The organism is Pseudomonas sp. KU26590 (assembly GCF_026153515.1).
Lineage (GTDB): Bacteria > Pseudomonadota > Gammaproteobacteria > Pseudomonadales > Pseudomonadaceae > Aquipseudomonas.
In genome coordinates this window covers 2,466,209-2,482,906 of record NZ_CP110644.1, presented here as the reverse complement: position 1 = coordinate 2,482,906, position 16,698 = coordinate 2,466,209, and the positions used below count along the sequence as shown (strand labels likewise).

The 16,698-nt window shown below is 61.6% G+C and carries 16 protein-coding genes; 10 read left to right on the top strand and 6 right to left on the bottom strand.

Annotated elements, in window-relative coordinates; all coding sequences use genetic code 11:
- The first annotated feature begins 30 nt into the window (after positions 1–30).
- Positions 31–468 (top strand): carboxymuconolactone decarboxylase family protein, encoded by a 438-nt coding sequence (locus OKW98_RS11045; protein ID WP_265389181.1) that lies wholly within the window; start codon positions 31–33, stop codon positions 466–468.
- A 69-nt stretch (positions 469–537) separates the two neighbouring features.
- Here OKW98_RS11045 and OKW98_RS11040 read toward each other — a convergent pair whose 3' ends face one another.
- The 4 genes from OKW98_RS11040 to OKW98_RS11025 all read right to left on the bottom strand — a co-directional run bounded on the left by OKW98_RS11040 (position 538) and on the right by OKW98_RS11025 (position 4,387).
- The gene (locus tag OKW98_RS11040; protein WP_265389180.1) at positions 538–1,689 is read right to left on the bottom strand and encodes an MFS transporter; all 1,152 of its coding nucleotides are present in this window, start codon (positions 1,687–1,689) and stop codon (positions 538–540) included.
- Positions 1,690–2,337: 648 nt separating this feature from the next.
- Positions 2,338–3,108, bottom strand: coding sequence for a molybdopterin-dependent oxidoreductase (locus tag OKW98_RS11035; RefSeq protein WP_265389179.1), 771 nt, complete (start codon positions 3,106–3,108; stop codon positions 2,338–2,340).
- Entirely contained in the window at positions 3,101–3,724 is a 624-nt protein-coding gene (locus tag OKW98_RS11030; RefSeq protein ID WP_265389178.1) for a cytochrome b/b6 domain-containing protein, read from the bottom strand. Before OKW98_RS11030 ends, OKW98_RS11035 begins: the two co-directional genes overlap by 8 nt.
- A gap of 57 nt (positions 3,725–3,781) precedes the next feature.
- Positions 3,782–4,387, bottom strand: a complete 606-nt coding sequence (locus OKW98_RS11025; RefSeq protein WP_265389710.1) for a hypothetical protein — start codon at positions 4,385–4,387, stop codon at positions 3,782–3,784.
- Between the two features lie 337 nt (positions 4,388–4,724).
- Between OKW98_RS11025 and OKW98_RS11020 the strand changes: the two genes are divergently transcribed.
- Both OKW98_RS11020 and OKW98_RS11015 read left to right on the top strand, forming a co-directional pair.
- Complete coding sequence (locus OKW98_RS11020) at positions 4,725–5,420, top strand: heavy metal response regulator transcription factor (RefSeq protein WP_265389177.1); 696 nt, start codon at positions 4,725–4,727, stop codon at positions 5,418–5,420.
- Complete coding sequence (locus OKW98_RS11015) at positions 5,393–6,784, top strand: heavy metal sensor histidine kinase (protein ID WP_265389176.1); 1,392 nt, start codon at positions 5,393–5,395, stop codon at positions 6,782–6,784. The genes OKW98_RS11020 and OKW98_RS11015 overlap by 28 nt, the downstream gene beginning before the upstream one ends.
- 227 nt (positions 6,785–7,011) lie before the next feature.
- On the opposite strand, the gene OKW98_RS11010 is transcribed toward OKW98_RS11015, so the two are convergent.
- Entirely contained in the window at positions 7,012–7,680 is a 669-nt protein-coding gene (locus tag OKW98_RS11010; RefSeq protein WP_265389175.1) for a polysaccharide lyase family 7 protein, read from the bottom strand.
- Between the two features lie 570 nt (positions 7,681–8,250).
- Here OKW98_RS11010 and OKW98_RS11005 point away from each other — a divergent pair.
- From OKW98_RS11005 to OKW98_RS10975, 7 genes are all read left to right on the top strand, one after another.
- On the top strand, positions 8,251–8,703 hold the full coding sequence (locus OKW98_RS11005) for a MarR family winged helix-turn-helix transcriptional regulator (protein ID WP_265389174.1): 453 nt from the start codon (positions 8,251–8,253) through the stop codon (positions 8,701–8,703).
- A 5-nt stretch (positions 8,704–8,708) separates the two neighbouring features.
- The gene (locus OKW98_RS11000) at positions 8,709–10,799 is read left to right on the top strand and encodes an FUSC family protein (RefSeq protein ID WP_265389709.1); all 2,091 of its coding nucleotides are present in this window, start codon (positions 8,709–8,711) and stop codon (positions 10,797–10,799) included.
- Positions 10,796–11,005: a DUF1656 domain-containing protein gene (locus OKW98_RS10995; RefSeq protein ID WP_265389173.1), complete on the top strand. Its 210-nt coding sequence runs from the start codon at positions 10,796–10,798 to the stop codon at positions 11,003–11,005. The genes OKW98_RS11000 and OKW98_RS10995 overlap by 4 nt, the downstream gene beginning before the upstream one ends.
- Positions 11,002–11,934, top strand: coding sequence for an HlyD family secretion protein (locus tag OKW98_RS10990; protein ID WP_265389172.1), 933 nt, complete (start codon positions 11,002–11,004; stop codon positions 11,932–11,934). Before OKW98_RS10995 ends, OKW98_RS10990 begins: the two co-directional genes overlap by 4 nt.
- Positions 11,931–13,355 (top strand): efflux transporter outer membrane subunit, encoded by a 1,425-nt coding sequence (locus OKW98_RS10985; protein ID WP_265389171.1) that lies wholly within the window; start codon positions 11,931–11,933, stop codon positions 13,353–13,355. The genes OKW98_RS10990 and OKW98_RS10985 overlap by 4 nt, the downstream gene beginning before the upstream one ends.
- A 429-nt stretch (positions 13,356–13,784) precedes the next feature.
- On the top strand, positions 13,785–14,618 hold the full coding sequence (locus OKW98_RS10980) for an aldo/keto reductase (protein ID WP_265389170.1): 834 nt from the start codon (positions 13,785–13,787) through the stop codon (positions 14,616–14,618).
- A 220-nt stretch (positions 14,619–14,838) separates the two neighbouring features.
- The gene (locus tag OKW98_RS10975) at positions 14,839–15,855 is read left to right on the top strand and encodes a transporter (protein ID WP_265389169.1); all 1,017 of its coding nucleotides are present in this window, start codon (positions 14,839–14,841) and stop codon (positions 15,853–15,855) included.
- A 121-nt stretch (positions 15,856–15,976) separates the two neighbouring features.
- On the opposite strand, the gene OKW98_RS10970 is transcribed toward OKW98_RS10975, so the two are convergent.
- Positions 15,977–16,387, bottom strand: a complete 411-nt coding sequence (locus OKW98_RS10970) for a hypothetical protein (protein WP_265389168.1) — start codon at positions 16,385–16,387, stop codon at positions 15,977–15,979.
- Between the last annotated feature and the right edge of the window lie 311 nt (positions 16,388–16,698).

Sequence of the window (16,698 nt, the reverse complement as noted above, 5' to 3'; positions counted from 1 at the left end):
CCGCCGGCCACTTTGAAGAGAGCACCCACCATGAACACCCGAATCGCCTGGGCCCAGAAATCGCCGGAAGCCTACAAAGCCATGGTCGGTCTGGAGACCGCGCTGAGCAAATCCGGGCTGGACCATTCGCTGCTGGAGCTGATCCGTCTGCGTGCCTCGCAGCTCAACGGCTGCGCCTATTGCGTCAACATGCACGCCAATGACGCACGCAAGGGCGGCGAAACCGAGGCCCGTCTGCAGACCCTCAGCGTGTGGGAAGAAACCGAATTCTTCACCGAAAAGGAAAAAGTCGTACTTGCCTGGGTTGAAAGCCTGACCCTGCTGCCCGTGCACCGCGCGCCACAGCATCAATACGAAGCGCTGCTCACGCATTACAGCGGAGCCGAGGTGGTCAGCATCACTTTGGCCGTCGCCACCATCAATGCCTGGAACCGCTTCGGCGTGGGCTTTGCGATGATGCCGAGCTGATTCATCATTCGCGGGGAAACATCGCCGGCACGCGCGCTTTCAAACAAACGCGTCAGCCTGCGATGAGCATCAAACCCGCAAAAACCGCCCGCTGACCGCCACACCCAGCAGCATCACGGCGATGATCATGAAGGCCGCGCCGAGGCTGCTGAGGTGGGCGACGAAACCGATCCCCGCCGGCCCCATCAAAATACCGATGTAGCCCAGTGTAGTAATCGCCGGCACCGCGACATTCTCCGGCATGGTTTTCTGCCGACCGACCGCGCTGTAGAACACCGGCACGATGTTGGAGCAGCCTATTCCTACAAGCGCATAGCCGCACAGTGCCGCTTGCCACACCGGAATCAACGTCGCGACGGTCATCCCGGCAGCCGCGCACAGCCCGCCAAACAGGATGATCTTGTGCACACCGAGACGCCGGACGATCGGATCGCCGCACAGACGCCCGATCGCCATGGCCAGCGCGAACACCGCATAGCCGAACCCTGCGTAAGACGGTTCCACCCCGCGTTGAGCGCTGAGGAACACCGCACTCCAGTCGAGCATCGCGCCTTCGGTGAGGAATACCGTGAAGCACATCAGGCCGATGAACAGCACCACGCCCCGGGGAATCGCAAACGCCGGTCCTCCCGGTTCGCTGCCGTACGGCAACAAGTGGGGCGCGGCTTTGTACAGCGCGAAGGCGATGAACAGCCCAACGACGGCCATCGCCAGCCACGGCCAGACGCCGACGCTCAACAACGCCGACACGCCCGCCGCCCCGAGAATCCCGCCGCAACTGAACAGGCCATGAAACCCCGACATCATGGTCTTGCCGCTCGCCCTTTCGACGATGATCGCCTGAATGTTGGTCACGCAGCCAAGGGCGCCCATGCTCGCACCGTAGACGAAAAGCGTGGCGACCATCAGCGGAACCGAGCTGAGGGTCGCCAATAAAGGCAGGCACACACAGGCGATGAGCCCCGTCATCACGATCAAACGCCGACAGCCATAACGCACCGTCATCGCCCCGGCCAACGGCATGGAAACGATCGAACCAATGCCCAGGCACAACAGCAACAGCCCAAGGCCGGCGTCGTCCAGACCAAGGCGACTTTTCGCATAAGGCACCAGCGGCGCCCAGGCCGACATGCTGAACCCGGTGACAAAAAAAGCGATGCGCGTCGAAAACTGCTCCAGCCGCCCCGGCAAAACGGGCGCTGCGGTGCTGATGGACGTCATTGCCGCTCCCTTGAAAACAGCGGCCCGTCATGGCCCGCTTCAGGACCAGCCTAACAAAGCTTGGAACAATGCCGAAGAAAGGATATTGAAGGGAATGCCCTCAGGAACCCCTCAACCGACCTTGAAAACACCGACGCGGAGCGTCAAAGGGTGCATTACCACGCGGAGCGTGGGAACGATCAACACGCCTCACATTGCTTCAGCCGGGAAGAGGCCTGTGTGCTCGCCATCCATTTTGCGGCGTGACGCTCGACGCCTTCCCGGCTAAAGCCGGTCCCACTAAACACCGCCTACACCTGTGGGACCGGCTTCAGCCGGGAAGCTATTGCTCTGCTGTTGATCTGCTTTTGATCTTCGTACACAGAAAGTCCAGACACCGCCAATCGCGACTTGGGGGCAGGCTGAACGCAGACGACGCGGAGTGGGCCGAGCCGCATGGATGCGGCGAGAGCGCCGTTGCGGACATGGATGTCCGTTCGGCGCGGGCCCACGGAGCGTCGTCGGAATGAGGGAATTCCGACGCAGGAGGAACCCAACCAGGAGCAAGCACCCTTGGTTACTTGGGGTGCTTTTCCAAGTAACTCGCCGAAGGCGAAACAGTCTGCCCCCAGGCAGACGCCTTTGACCTTGATCCTGAAAAGCGCGGGATCAACTCCCGCTAAACCAGTTGTACCCCTGATCCTCCCAATACCCCCCGGGATTATCATTACTCACCACAATCTCGACGATATGCTTCGGATTCTTGAACCCCAACTTCGTCGGCACCCTCACCCGCAACGGATAACCATACTCCGGCGGCAGCGCCACCTCGGCAAAATCCAGCGCCAGCAGCGTCTGCGGATGCAACGCCGTCGGCATATCCAGACTCGAGTAATACCGATCCGCACACTTGAACCCGACAAACTTCGCCGTCGTATCCGCCCCCACATGCTCCAGGAACGTACGCAACGGCACACCGCCCCACTGCCCGATCGCGCTCCAGCCCTCCACACAAATCAACCGCGTGATGTCGCTGCGCTGCGGCAGCTTGCGCAGCCCTTCCAGCGTCCACGGCGCCTTGTCCCGCACCAGCCCCGATACACCCAGCTTCCAGTCCGCCGTGTCCAGCTCCGGAATATCATCCTCGCTGTAAAACGCGTTGAACGGAAACGGATTGCGGACCTGATCCTTGCTGAACGTCGGCGCCAGCTTCTGCCCGCTAAACAGCCAGGCCTGAACCCGATCGTTCCAGCGCGACATGCTCCACAGCACCTTGTCCACCTGATCGCCGTCCTGCAGATTGCAACCGGTGAGCATCGCCATCGCGCCCACGGTCAGGCCGCCTTTCAGGAAATGCCGACGCTGCAGGCTTTCCAGCTGGATCTGCTGGGCCGGCTCCAGCTTGATGCGCGCAATGGCGCGTTTTTTTGGCTCAATCATGCTCGACCTTCCCGCTCTCAATCCCACGCGTGCCACCGGTGATCATCGGCATCAGGGTTTTCGGCACCATCAGCACCAACGCCAGATGCACCACCACGAACGCGCCAATGAACGCCATCGCCGCAAAATGCACGTACCGGGCGAAGTCGTATCCGCCGAACACCGCAGTCAATTCCTGCAACTGAACCGGCTTCCAGATCGCCAGCCCGGTCAGCACGATCAACACGCCCGCGGCCAGCACCAGCCAATACATCAAGCGCTGCACGGCGTTGTAGACGCCCTTCTCGTGCTTGAGACGAAAGCGCAGGGCGTCGAGCATGTCGCGCTTGACCGCTGTGGGAGTGACCGGCAGAAAGTCGCGCTTGAAGTGCCGCGTGAACAGGCCATACAGCACGTAGATCAGGCCGTTGACGACCAACAGCCACATCACGGCGAAGTGCCACGCCAGCGCGCCGCCCAGCCAGCCGCCCAGGGTGAAATCCCGGGGGAAGGAGAAGCTGAACAGCGGTGACGCGTTGTAAATGCCCCACCCGCTCATGAACATGCAGACCATGCCGAAGGCATTGATCCAGTGCGTCAGGCGGATGGGCCATGAATGAATTCTGGTTTTTTTCATGGTGCGAGACTCATCACGGATTCGGTGAAAGCGGCGCCGTGAGACGCCGCGACCCGCTTACATCGGCGGCTGGAAGCCGTCCTTGCCGACCGCGACACCGCGTGCGGTCTTGCCGTCTTCGCCCGGGAACACGACGATTTTCGCGCCCTTGACCAGCTCATCGACCTTGCCTGGCTGCACGTAGGCGATTGGCACGTCTTCCGGCACGACCAACTGCTTCTCGCCGCCTTTGTAGCCGACGCTCAGGGTACGGCCGTTGGCCTTGCTCAGCTTGCCGACGGTGCCGTTGGTCATGGTGCCGGTGCTGCCGTCAGCGTTTTCCCAACCGTAGTGACCTTCACCGCTGCCTTTCAGGCTCGGTTCGAACACGGTCACTTCCAGCGCCTTCAGCGTGCCATCGGCCTGGGGGATCGCGGCGGAGCCGATGAAGCTGTCGGCTTTGATCGATTCGATGTCAGTCTTGGAGACCAGACGGATGCCGGTCTTGTCGGTCAGGCCGATGCTCTGATGGGCGCCGGAGCGGGTGGTGAAATTCAAGGTGTTGCTGTCGACGCTGTCGACCGTGCCGCGCAGTGGCTTGACCACCGGCATATCAGCGGCAGACGCCATGACGGCGGCGCTGAGCATCAGCATGCCGAAGGTGGTGGACAGCGTTGTCTTCATCTTCATCGGTGACTTCCTTGGGGCAGTGAGTAAGGGTGAGCCTGAGTGTGACTGTGTTGCATGACGGCCATCCTGTACCCGCCACCGGCACCCGACAATGACCGCCCGATTACATTTTTGTCATTCAAGCACACCTCCGTGGAGTGCGCCGGTTCCAGCGTCGATCAATGACAAAAATGTAACCGACCGCGCGCCGTCCGTTGGTTACACTCCACACCCGGCGCGGCCTACAGCGCTTGCCGCCTCATCTGTCCAGTCTGACACCCTATCCTGACAGCCCAACCTGACACCCCACGCCGGCGACGCTGCCAATGACGTGAAGCGAGCCTGACCGACGATGCACATTCTGCTTATCGAAGACGACACCAAGACCGGCGAGTACCTGAAGAAGGGCCTCACCGAGTCCGGCTACAACGTCGACTGGACCCAGCACGGCACCGACGGCCTGCACATGGCCCTTGAGCACAGCTACGACTTGCTGGTGCTCGACGTCATGTTGCCGGGCATCGACGGCTGGCAGATCATCGAAATCCTGCGGGCGAAGCAGGACGTGCCGGTGCTGTTTCTCACCGCCCGCGATCAGTTGCAGGACCGCATTCGGGGCCTGGAACTGGGTGCCGACGATTACCTGGTCAAGCCGTTCTCGTTCACCGAATTGCTTCTGCGCATCCGCACCATCCTGCGTCGGGGTGTCGTGCGCGAGGCCGATCATTTTCACCTCGCCGATCTGGAACTGGACCTGCTGCGCCGTCGGGTCACGCGCCAGCAACAGGTCATCACCCTGACCAACAAAGAATTCGCGCTGCTGCATCTGCTTCTGCGTCGCGAGGGCGACGTGCTGTCCAGGGCGCAGATCGCTTCGGAAGTCTGGGACATGAATTTCGACAGTGACACCAATGTCGTCGACGTGGCGATCAAGCGCCTGCGCAGCAAGGTCGACACGCCTTACCCGAGCAAACTCATCCACACCGTGCGCGGCATCGGTTACGTCTGCGAGGTGCGGCCATGCGAGCCCGACGCCAGCCATCCCTGACCCTGCGCGCGACCCTGGCGTTTTCGGTGGTGGCCATGCTCGCTGTCGGCAGCGCCGGGATGTACCTGTACGAAACCATGAAGGGCGCGGTGATGACCCGCAGTGACCATGCGGTGCTGGCGCGACTGGATCACTTTCGCAAACTGCTGCAGTACGACCTGACCCTGACCACGCTGCAAAGCAGCCCGCAGCTGTTCGAAAACATGCTCGACAGCGAGGACGACATTTTCATCATTTCCGAGCCGGGCAAGCCGCCGGTGATCATGGTCAATCCGCTGCACGCGCCGCTGCCGCCAATGCCGGTGGTGCCGGCCAATAGGCCGCTGAGCGTGGCCGACATGCGCAGCGGCATGCTGGACTCCGGAGTGCCGATGCGCGCGGCGACGGTCGAGGCGGTGTCCGGCGGCAAGATTGTGCACCTGACGGCGGCGCACATCGCGGTCAAGGAAATGGCCACGCTGGCAGGTTTCCGCAATCGCATCCTGCTCGCCGTTTCACTGGCGTTCGTGCTCACTGCGCTGCTCGGTTATGTGTTGCTGCGCCGGGGTCTGCGGCCACTGCGCAGGATGGCCAGCCATGCCGCGGCCATCACCCCGGCGCAACTGGACAGCCGCATGGACAACCGCGACACGCCGGTGGAGCTGCAACAACTGGGTGAGGCGTACAACGCGATGCTCGACCGGCTCGCCGATGGCTATCAGCGGCTGACGCAGTTTTCCGCCGACCTGGCCCACGAGATCCGCACACCGGTGGGGTCGTTGATGGGGCATTGTCAGGTGGCGCTGCGCCAACCGCGCACCGAGGACGAATATCAGGCGCTGCTGGCCTCGAACCTGGAGGAGCTGGAACGCATCTCGCGGATGGTCGAAAGTATCCTGTTCCTGGCGCGCGCCGATGAAGCCCAGTCGGCGCTCAATCGCCAGACGCTGAATCTGGCCGACGAGATGCAGCGGGTGGCGGGTTATTTCGAGGGGCTGGCGGAAGAACGTGAAATCACCCTGCACACCGAAGGCGACGCGCAGATCGAGGCCGATCCCTTGTTGTTGCGCAGGGCGCTGAGCAATCTGGTGGCGAACGCGATTCGCTACGCCGATGAAGGCAGTGCGATCAAAATTCGTGTGAGGGAAAGCGCCAGGCACTGCCGTCTGGAAGTGGAGAATCAAGGGCCGACGCTGGACGACGCGACCCTGGGCAAACTGTTCGACCGCTTCTATCGCGGCGATGCCTCACGCCACCAGAGCTCCGACTCCAACGGCCTGGGCCTGGCGATCGTGGCTGCAATCATGCAGCTGCATGGGGGCGACGTGAGCGTTGACCAACCTGCGCCGGGGCGGATCTGTTTCGGGCTGGTGTTTCCACGCTAGCCCGCAGGCCGACTGCAGCAGATTTAAATCTTCGCTACCCGTAAATCCATTGCCAGGCCGAGGACCCTGTAGGAGCGCGCTTGCCCGCGAAAGCAGTGGGTCAGGCAACACTGATAGCTCAGGCATATCGCATTCGCGGGCAAGCGCGCTCCTACACGGGTTTTTGTGTCGGCCAATATTTCGGGATGTGCCGCTAACTGATCACTCCCGCATCCGCACCGAAAACCTCACGCCTTCTTGTCGTGGGTCGCCACCAGTTTGTAGAACGTCGCCGCCCCGCCTTCGGTGGCGTAGCCGGTGTTGTCCTGGGTGTACACGCCCGCTTTGAAGTACAGCGGCTTGCCGCTCCACGACGGGTCGAGCTTGGTACCCCATTGCATTTCGTGGGCGTTGACCGTGAGGTTGCCGGCGGCGGTCAGGTGGATGGTGTAGGTGAAGCGCTCCTTCATCAGCACGCCGGTCGCGACCTGAATCACTTCAGGCTCGGAGGTCGGCGTCAGGCGAAACTTGACGACGATGTTGCCGCTCTTGAGTTTTTCCTTGTACTGGTACTCGAGCTTGATCAGCGGCTCGGTGCTGCCGTAGCAGTGGATCTGGCCGATGACGATCTTGCCCGTCGATGGCACCTGATCCACGGTCAGCGCCGCGCGCAGGAAATTGTCCCCCTGGGAGTAGACCCAGTTGTGCACCGCACCGTTGGCGTAGGTTTCACGCAACTCGGTACGGGGATAGATCGCGTTGTCAGTCCTTGACCCGGTGACCGGAGCCCAGAAGAACAAAGTGTCCCCTGAACGGAAGTAACCATCCTGGTAGCCGCCGACCAATTTTGGTGTGTCGATGGTGGCGGCCGGGATACCGACCGGTACAGAAAGATTCCAGATGGCGAGATCAATCATGGTGCACTCATGGTGCGCGATGCGCACAGCAAAGAAGGTGTCTGGAACAGGGCTGTCACTGCCGTTCCCGTCATCTTTGCTATCGGCTGAACCGTTTGATCTTTAGTCGTCCCCGGAGTCAAGAAACCGCCGAGGCGACTGGAGACATGCATAAGGCCATCATAATGCCACCAGCCACTCAAAGTGGCCTATTGCCTCCCATTTTTGCCAAACCAGCGGAACTAGAGGCGTGATGGCTAGAAATTTGGCGCCATTTTTTTGGAGACCGCTTAGACGGTGCTGAAAAAATTAGTTCAGCCAGTGAAGACGCACCCGACAGACGGTATCGGAAAATTCCCACCCCACTGCCCTCCTTCGCCTTACTCAGCAGCCAGAAGCGTCTGGCGCGCCCCTGGCGTGCAACTGAACTTCCGGCCAACCCCACCTGCGGCAATCCGCCCGACCCGACCTACCCAGATTCCATTTGACGAGACCATGGTGTAACAAGATATTATTAGTTAGCAGCCTAATAATGCAGCGCCTAATCATTCAGCTCCTAACCAAACCCACGTCCCGCTTCAATGGCCCTTCATGAACCCTGACACCCTGCAAATGCGCATCACTGGCGGCGTCGTCGCAGCCTCCCGGCAGTGGCGTCGCGTCTGCCAGACCACGCTGATCAACGTTGGCGTCACCGAAGCCTGCGCCGGCCCGTTGCTGATGATCGCGCGCCTGGGTGAAGGCGTGCGTCAGGTCACGGTGGCCCAGGCCTGCGGGCTGGAAAGCCCGTCACTGGTGCGCCTGCTTGATCAACTGTGCAAAGCCGGGCTGGTGCAGCGAACCGAAGACCCCACCGACCGCCGCGCCAAGGCCTTGAGCCTGACCGACGAGGGCCGCGCGCTGGCCAATTCCATCGAGGAGGAGTTGATCCGCCTGCGTCGCGACATCTTCAGTCACGTCGACCCGGCGGACCTGGAAGCGACGTTGCGCGTGTTCAACGCCATTGCCCAGGCCACGCCGATGGCGCCGGAGTCGTCATCTTGAGCGGCATGTTCAAAGGCTTTTTCGACGGTGTACCGCCGGGCCGCGACTGGTTCTACGGCGTGCGCACGTTCGCGGCGTCGATGGTGGCGCTGTATATCGCGCTGATGATGGAACTGCCCCGCCCTTACTGGGCGATGGCGACGGTCTACATCGTCTCCAGCCCGTTCGTGGCGCCGACCAGTTCCAAGGCGCTGTACCGCGCCGCCGGCACCCTACTCGGCGCGGCCGCTTCGGTGGTGCTGGTGCCGATGTTCGTGCAGACGCCGTTTTTGCTGGCGGTGGTCATCGCGCTGTGGACCGGCACCCTGCTCTTCCTCTCCCTGCATTTGCGCACCGCCAACAGCTACGCTCTGATGCTGGCCGGCTACACCATGCCGCTGATTTCCTTCCCCGTGGTGGACAACCCGCAAGCGGTATTCGACATCGCCGTCTCGCGCACCGAGGAGATCTTTCTCGGCATCGTCTGCGCCGCGGTGGTCGGCGCGATGTTCTGGCCACGTCGGCTGGCGCCGGTGCTGGTCGATGCCATGGGCAAGTGGTTCAAGGACGCCTCGGCCTACAGCGATCTGTTCCTGTCCCGCGGCGCCACCCCGGAAGCGGTCGGCGGCCTGCGCACGGCCATGGTCGGCACGTTCAACAGCCTGGAGCTGATGATTGGCCAGTTGCCCCACGAAGGCGCCCATCGCCAGACCGTGCGCAACGCCAAGGAGCTGCGCGGACGGATGATTCACCTATTGCCCGTGATTGATGCCCTGGACGACGCGCTTTGGGCGCTGGAACGACGTTCGCCCGAGCACGTAGCCGACCTCGCCCCGCTGTTGATCGAATGCCGCGACTGGGTCGAGCAGACCGCCGAAGGCGCGCCAATCAAGTATTGGAAGGCCCTGCACACCGAGCTCGACCGCCTGCAACCGACGCCCGTGCAAATCGACGATCGCCGGCAACTGTTGCTGTCGAACGCGCTGTATCGCCTGGGCGAGTGGATCGACCTGTGGCAGGACTGCCGTAGCCTGCAGCACGCCATCGAGACTGACGATCATTCGTCGTGGCGCGCGGTGTACCGCCATTGGCGGCTGGGTCGGCTGTCGCCGTTTCTTGATCGCGGCATGATGCTGTATTCGGTGGCCACGTCGGTCAGCGCCATCATAGTCGCCTCGGTGCTGTGGATCCTGCTCGGCTGGCAGGACGGTGCGAGCGCGGTGGCCTTGGCGGCGGTGTCGTGCAGCTTCTTCGCGGCGATGGACGACCCGGCGCCGCAGATCTACCGGTTCTTCTTCTGGACCATGATGTCGGTGATCTTCGCCAGCCTCTATCTGTTCGTGGTGCTGCCCAACCTGCACGACTTCCCGATGCTGGTGCTGGCGTTTTCGGTGCCGTTTATCTGCGTCGGCACCCTGACCGTGCAGCCGAAGTTCTACCTCGGCACGCTGCTGACCATCGTCAATACCTCGTCCTTCATCAGTATCCAGAGCGCCTACGACGCCGATTTCGTCAACTTCGTCAATTCCAACCTGGCCGGGCCGGCGGGCCTGGCATTCGCCTTCGTCTGGACGCTGATCGTGCGGCCGTTCGGCACCGAAGTGGCGGCCAAGCGCCTGACCCGTTTCAGCTGGCGCGACATTGTCTCCCTCAGCGAAGAAGCCAGCCTGGCCGAGCACCGCCAGATGGGCGTGCGCATGCTCGACCGCCTGATGCAGCACCTGCCGCGCCTGGCGATCACCGCGCAGGATTCCACCAGCGCACTGCGCGAAGTGCGCGTCGCCCTGAACATGCTGGATTTGCTGGCGTACATGCCGCGGGTCGACACGGCGCCGCGCCAGTTGCTGCGCCAAGTGGCGACCGAAGTCGGCGCACATTTCCGCGACTGCCTGAAAGCCCGGGAGCGTTTGCCCGCCCCTAAAGGTCTGTTGATGACCATGGACCGCGCCCGTCGCGCCCTGACCTTCAACGGCGTGGGCGACGACGACGCGCGGATGAATCTGCTGCACGCCCTCAGTGGCTTGCGCCTGGCGCTGCTGCCGGGTGTGGAGATTGTCGATGTGCTCGCCGAACAGGAAGAACAACCGCCCTATGGCATCGATGGAGCGCCGTTATGATCGGTGACGTAGACATCAACGGGATTTTCCTGCCGACCTTTCTGGTGCTGATGGGCATCGCTTACCTGATTTTTCTGGTGGTGCACGCCGTGTTGACGCGCGCCCGCTTCTACCGCCTGGTCTGGCACCGGGCTTTGTTCAACGTCGGTCTATACGCTCTGTTGCTCGGCGTCGTGGATACCCTAAGTCGATACCTGATGAAATGAAAAAACCTCTACTGACGCTGGGCCGCGTGGTCCTGACCCTGCTGGTTGTCACCCTCGCCGCGATCGTCGTCTGGCGCATGGTGATGTATTACATGTACGCGCCCTGGACCCGCGACGGGCACATCCGCGCCGACGTGATCCAGATCGCCCCGGACGTTTCGGGGCTGATCGAGAAGGTCGCGGTGAGCGACAACCAATGGGTCAAGAAAGGCCAGTTGCTGTTCACCATCGACCAGGACCGCTTCCGCCTTGCCTTGCGCCAGGCCCAGGCCACGGTCGCCGAGCGCAAGGAAACCTGGGAACAGGCCCAGCGCGAGAACCGCCGTAACCGCAGCCTCGGCAATCTGGTGGCCCGCGAGCAATTGGAAGAAAGCCAGTCCAAGGAAGCCCGCGCGCTGTCGGCCCTGAACGAAGCACAGGTGGCCGTCGATTCGGCGCAACTGAACCTGGACCGCTCGGTGATCCGCAGCCCGGTGGACGGCTACCTCAACGACCGCGCGCCCCGCGACCGCGAATTCGTCAGCGCCGGGCATCCAGTGCTGTCGGTGGTGGACAGCAACTCGTTCCACATCGACGGCTACTTTGAAGAAACCAAGCTGGACGGGATTCACATCGGCTCCGGCGTGGACATCCGCGTGATCGGCGACAACGCGCGCCTGCGTGGCCATGTGGTGAGCATCGTCGCGGCCATCGAAGACCGCGACCGCAGCAGCGGCTCGAACCTGCTGCCCAACGTCAACCCGGCGTTCAGCTGGGTGCGTCTGGCCCAGCGGATTCCGGTGCGCATTGCGTTTGATGACGTGCCGGCGGACTTCCGCATGATTGCCGGGCGCACGGCGACGGTGTCGATCATCGATGACGCACGGGCGAACGATTCCTCGCGCGCTCAGGCAAATGACCAACCCGTCCAGCCAGGAGCGCTGAAATGAAACACCGCGCACGCCTGCTGACCGTGGGCATGGGCTTGCTGCTGTCGGCTTGCACCGTGGTCGGCCCGGATTACACGCTGCCCGATAAAGCCGCCGTGAATCGCCCCGATCTGCAAGGCGAGCTGGCCGGCTCGTCGACCAACGTGATCTCGGCGCCGGTGCCGGCTGACTGGTGGCGGCTGTATCACGATCCGAAACTCGACGAGCTGGTGGGTCAGGCGCTGGTGTCGAGCACTGACTTGCGCGTCGCGGCGGCGAACCTGCAACGGGCGCGTTTCCAGATGAGCGAGGCGGATGCCGCGGGTGGCTGGAGCGGCAAGGCCAAAGCGGGGGCGCAGCGCTTGCAGGAGTCCGGTCAGGCTTATCTGCAACCGGAGAAAGTGCCGGTGGCCAACGTCGGCGATGTCGGGCTGACCACGTCGTACCAGTTCGACCTGTTCGGCGTGCTGCAGCGCGGCATTGAAGCGGCCCAGGCCAACGCCGACGCGACCCAGGCTGCGGCCGACACGGCGCGCATCACCTTGGTTGCCGACGTGGTGCGCGCGTACACCCGGGTGTGTGCCGCCAACGAAGAGCGTAACATCGCCCTGCACTCCCTTGACCTGCAGAAGCAAAGCCTGAACCTGACCCAACGCCTGCGCGATGCCGGCCGTGGCGATGAAACCCAGGTGACGCGCTCGCAAACCCAGTTCCGCTCGCTGCGTGCCGATTTGCCGCGTTACGAAGCGGCGCAGAAGTCGGCGCTGTATCGCCTGTCGATGCTGCTCGCCCGTCCGCTGAACCAACTGCCTCAAGGGGTGGCGGAATGCGCCGAGCTGCCGCACATCGCCCAAGTCATGCCGGTGGGCGATGGTGCTGCGCTGCTCAAGCGTCGCCCCGATGTGCGCCAGGCAGAACGCCGGCTGGCCATGTCGACGGCGGCCATTGGTGTGGCGACGGGTGAGTTGTATCCGGATATCAGCATCGGCGCGACGGTGGGCACGGTGGGGATTCTCGATGAACTCGGTGACCCGTCGACCAACCGCTGGGGCTTTGGTGGGGTGATCAATTGGACCATCCCGTCCAATGGCGCGCGGGCGCGGATTCATGTCGCCGAAGCGTCGAATCAAGCGGCGCTGGCGCGCTTTGACGGCGTGGTGTTGAACGCCATACGCGAGGCCCAGACCGGGCTGTCGCAATACACCGCGTTACTGGAACGCCGCGATGCGTTGATTGAAACCGAGGAGTCGGCGCGCCAGGCGGCGGACCAGACCCACCGGTTCTTCCTCGCCGGCCGCGAATCCTTCCTCGCCGACCTGCAAGCCACCCGCACCTACACCGACATCACTGCGCAACTGGCGACGGCAAATACCCAAGTGGCGATGGGACAGATCGACCTGTTCCTGGCATTGGGCGGGGGTTGGGAGAATGGGCATAAGTGAAATGTACGGTGCTCATGCTGGCCTCTTCCCGGCTGAAGCCGGTCCCACTCATTGACCGCGTGCATCCAGTGATAATGGCGGGAACACCATTGTAGGACCGGCTTTAGCCGGGAAGGCGTCATGTGTCACACCACAAAATGATGGTGCTCACACAGGCCTCTTCCCGGCTGAAGCCGGTCCTACTCATTGACCGCATGCATTCAGCGGGATCGCGCGCATGTTGTAGGACCGGCTTCAGCCGGGAATGCGTCGGTGGTCACACCGCAAAATTGACTTCGCTCAAACGGACCTCTTCCCGGCTGAAGCCGGTCCTACAATGGATAGGCGATCGCACTCACTCGCCGCGTATTCGCTTGGAATTGAACCCCTGCCGGCCAGCACTGCCTGAGTTTTTAATCACACAGTCCTATCCGCCCGGAGGCACCCCCGATGCGCACGCTTGAACTGGCAGACAAAACCGTCCCCGTCATCGGTCAGGGCACCTGGCACATGGGTGAGGATCGCCATCAGTTCGAGGCGGAAGTCTCGGCGTTGCAACTGGGCATTGACCTGGGCCTGACGCTGATCGACACCGCCGAAATGTATGGCGAGGGCGGCGCCGAAAAAGTCGTCGGCCAAGCCATCGCCGGGCGCCGCGACGAGGTCATGCTGGTGAGCAAGGTGTATCCGCACAACGCCAGCCGGGCGGGCATTGCCGCGGCGTGCGAGCGCAGCCTTCAGCGCATGAAGACCGATTACATCGACCTGTACTTGCTGCACTGGCCCGGTCAGTACCCTCTCGAAGAAACCGTCGAAGCCTTCGAACGTCTGCGTGAAGCGGGCAAGATCGGCCGTTGGGGCGTCTCGAATTTCGACGTGTCCGACCTGCTGGAGCTGGACGCGCTTGGCCTCGGCGGCGGCTGTGCCACTAACCAGGTGTTATACAACCCGGAAGAACGCGGCATCGAGTACGACCTGCTGCCGTGGATGCAAACCGCGCGGATGCCGCTGATGGCGTACTGCCCGATCGGCCAGGCCGGCAATCTGTTGATGAACCCTGCCATCCTCGAAGTCGCCGAACGACTCGATGCCACCCCGGCGCAGATCAGCCTGGCGTGGGTGCTGCGGCAGGACGGCGTGATCGCCATTCCCAAGGCCGTCACGCCCCATCATCTGGAATTGAACGCCGCTGCGGTGGATATCGAGCTCTCGATTGAGGATGAATTGTTGATTGATTCCTCCTGGCCAGCGCCACTGCGCAAGACGCGGTTGTCCATGGTCTGATGGCCCCGCGTTTGTAGGAGCGCGCTTGCCCGCGAATGCAGACTGCCCGCCAACATATATTTCGCTGACTGAATCTTTTCGCGGGCAAGCGCGCTCCTACAATGAGCGCAAGCGAATCGTAACCATCTGATACAAACCGTCACAAAACTGTCAAAAAGCCTTGCGATGATGCCGCTTTCGATCTCGTGCCCTGCGGGGCACTCTCCGTCTGCGAGCCTTCATGAATCAACGCATTGCGCACCATCAGGATTCCGATCTGTTTGGCTTGCTGTACGGCTACCGTTTTCGTCCCGGCGATCCTGGTCGCGAGCTGGATTCGACGGCCGCGCTGGAATGCCTGCGCCAACCGACCGAGCCCGACGAGTTCGTCTGGCTGCACCTGAACCTGGCCCACGCCAGTTGCGAGCGCTGGCTGAAAACCAACCTCGACCTGCCCGACGAGTTTCTCGAAGCCCTGCACGAAGGGTCACGCTCCACGCGCATCGAACACGTCGACTCCGCCCTGCTCGCGGTGGTCAACGACGTAGTCTTTGACTTCAACCGCATCTCCACCGACATCGCCACCTTGTGGGTCTGTGTGCGCAGTAACCTGATGATCTCCGCGCGTCATCAACCGCTGCGCTCGGTGGACCGATTGCGTTCCTCGGTCAAACAGGGCGAAACCTTCCGCTCCCCGCTCGAATTGCTCGCCCACCTGCTGCGCGACCAAAGCGACGTACTGAGCCAGTTCATGCGCAAGACCAGCCTCAGCGTCGACAAGATCGAAGACCAACTGCTCTCGCAACGCCTGAGTAACAACCGCTCGGAACTGGGCGCCATGCGTCGGGTACTAGTGCGCCTGCAACGGCTGCTGGCCCTGGAGCCCGGCTCGCTGATGCGCCTGCTGCATCGTCCACCCCAATGGCTGCTGGAGGACGACTTGCAAGAACTGCGGCAATCCACCGAAGAGTCGGCGTTGGTGATCAGCGACCTCACCGCCCTCGGCGAACGAATCAAACTGCTGCAGGAAGAAATCGCCGCCAACCTCAACGAACAGAGCAGCCGCACGCTGTTCACCTTGACGGTGGTCACGGTGCTGGCGCTGCCCATTAATATCGTGGCTGGTTTTTTCGGGATGAATGTCGGGGGCATTCCACTGGCCAGCGATCCCCACGGGTTCTGGGTACTGGTGGCGCTGGTAGCGACCTTTACGTTTATCGCCGGCCGCTGGGCGTTTCGAAAAAGTCGGGAGTATTAAACGCCGTTAATCATAAATCTGACGACCTGCCCCGACCGTCATGGGTAAAGGCGAGAAGTCAGACTTATGTGAGTGGGGCGAACTTATGCCGCAGGAAGCCGGGACCTAAGCTCGCTGATAGCTACTTAACAATATAGCTGTCACCCTCAAAGTTTTTCCCAGAATTAAATGTTCTGAGATCTTTGCCTTGCTTGATGAACTCTTGAAATTCGTGCTCAGCGCCCTTGGTGTTCTGGATAAAAATAAAGTAAGCCGTCACCTTGCCGGGTTTGACATCGGACCGCAGCTGGATGGATTTAGATTTGATTGGCTCGTCAGGGCCAACGGGCGTTTCCGGTGCAATCAGTACCGGGTCGGTGGAAGCAGCACGACCATCGTCGTCAATCAGGCAAAGTACATACTTGTAGATCTGAATTTGATTGGTAAATACTTCAACCGTGAAATCAACGTCTCGTTCAATAACATCTCCCGGGTTCTTCCCTGTCACGTAGGGCTTATCGTATGGGTGTTGGGTTTTATCATTAGCGACCATGACTGCAATCCTTAGCAAGTAACATAATTAGATAAATTGAGTGAGGACTGAACCTCGTTTTCACACTAGCCTATTGAGCCATACAGGCTTCAAATTTCCCGTCAACAAGGACGAATGGTTAGAACAATTCGCGATGACTTAAATAACTAAACATTAAACCTTGAGCGAGCTTTAATACTGGCGGTATCCGTCTGCGGACCTGAAAGCCGGTCTAGACAACGCATCCGTTGGTCTGGATCTCGATCTATCCACGCATTGCTTGATCAACGTCGCATTTTTGTCACATTTTGAAATGATCATGTCTGCCATCC

Excerpts from the sequence above, each read along its gene's own strand:
- OKW98_RS11045 (WP_265389181.1), top strand. The coding sequence starts at position 31 with ATGAACACCCGAATCGCCTGGGCCCAGAAATCGCCGGAAGCCTACAAA.
- OKW98_RS11040 (WP_265389180.1), bottom strand. The coding sequence starts at position 1,689 with ATGACGTCCATCAGCACCGCAGCGCCCGTTTTGCCGGGGCGGCTGGAG.
- OKW98_RS11035 (WP_265389179.1), bottom strand. The coding sequence starts at position 3,108 with ATGATTGAGCCAAAAAAACGCGCCATTGCGCGCATCAAGCTGGAGCCG.
- OKW98_RS11030 (WP_265389178.1), bottom strand. The coding sequence starts at position 3,724 with ATGAAAAAAACCAGAATTCATTCATGGCCCATCCGCCTGACGCACTGG.
- OKW98_RS11025 (WP_265389710.1), bottom strand. The coding sequence starts at position 4,387 with ATGAAGACAACGCTGTCCACCACCTTCGGCATGCTGATGCTCAGCGCC.
- OKW98_RS11020 (WP_265389177.1), top strand. The coding sequence starts at position 4,725 with ATGCACATTCTGCTTATCGAAGACGACACCAAGACCGGCGAGTACCTG.
- OKW98_RS11015 (WP_265389176.1), top strand. The coding sequence starts at position 5,393 with ATGCGAGCCCGACGCCAGCCATCCCTGACCCTGCGCGCGACCCTGGCG.
- OKW98_RS11010 (WP_265389175.1), bottom strand. The coding sequence starts at position 7,680 with ATGATTGATCTCGCCATCTGGAATCTTTCTGTACCGGTCGGTATCCCG.
- OKW98_RS11005 (WP_265389174.1), top strand. The coding sequence starts at position 8,251 with ATGAACCCTGACACCCTGCAAATGCGCATCACTGGCGGCGTCGTCGCA.
- OKW98_RS11000 (WP_265389709.1), top strand. The coding sequence starts at position 8,709 with ATGTTCAAAGGCTTTTTCGACGGTGTACCGCCGGGCCGCGACTGGTTC.
- OKW98_RS10995 (WP_265389173.1), top strand. The coding sequence starts at position 10,796 with ATGATCGGTGACGTAGACATCAACGGGATTTTCCTGCCGACCTTTCTG.
- OKW98_RS10990 (WP_265389172.1), top strand. The coding sequence starts at position 11,002 with ATGAAAAAACCTCTACTGACGCTGGGCCGCGTGGTCCTGACCCTGCTG.
- OKW98_RS10985 (WP_265389171.1), top strand. The coding sequence starts at position 11,931 with ATGAAACACCGCGCACGCCTGCTGACCGTGGGCATGGGCTTGCTGCTG.
- OKW98_RS10980 (WP_265389170.1), top strand. The coding sequence starts at position 13,785 with ATGCGCACGCTTGAACTGGCAGACAAAACCGTCCCCGTCATCGGTCAG.
- OKW98_RS10975 (WP_265389169.1), top strand. The coding sequence starts at position 14,839 with ATGAATCAACGCATTGCGCACCATCAGGATTCCGATCTGTTTGGCTTG.
- OKW98_RS10970 (WP_265389168.1), bottom strand. The coding sequence starts at position 16,387 with ATGGTCGCTAATGATAAAACCCAACACCCATACGATAAGCCCTACGTG.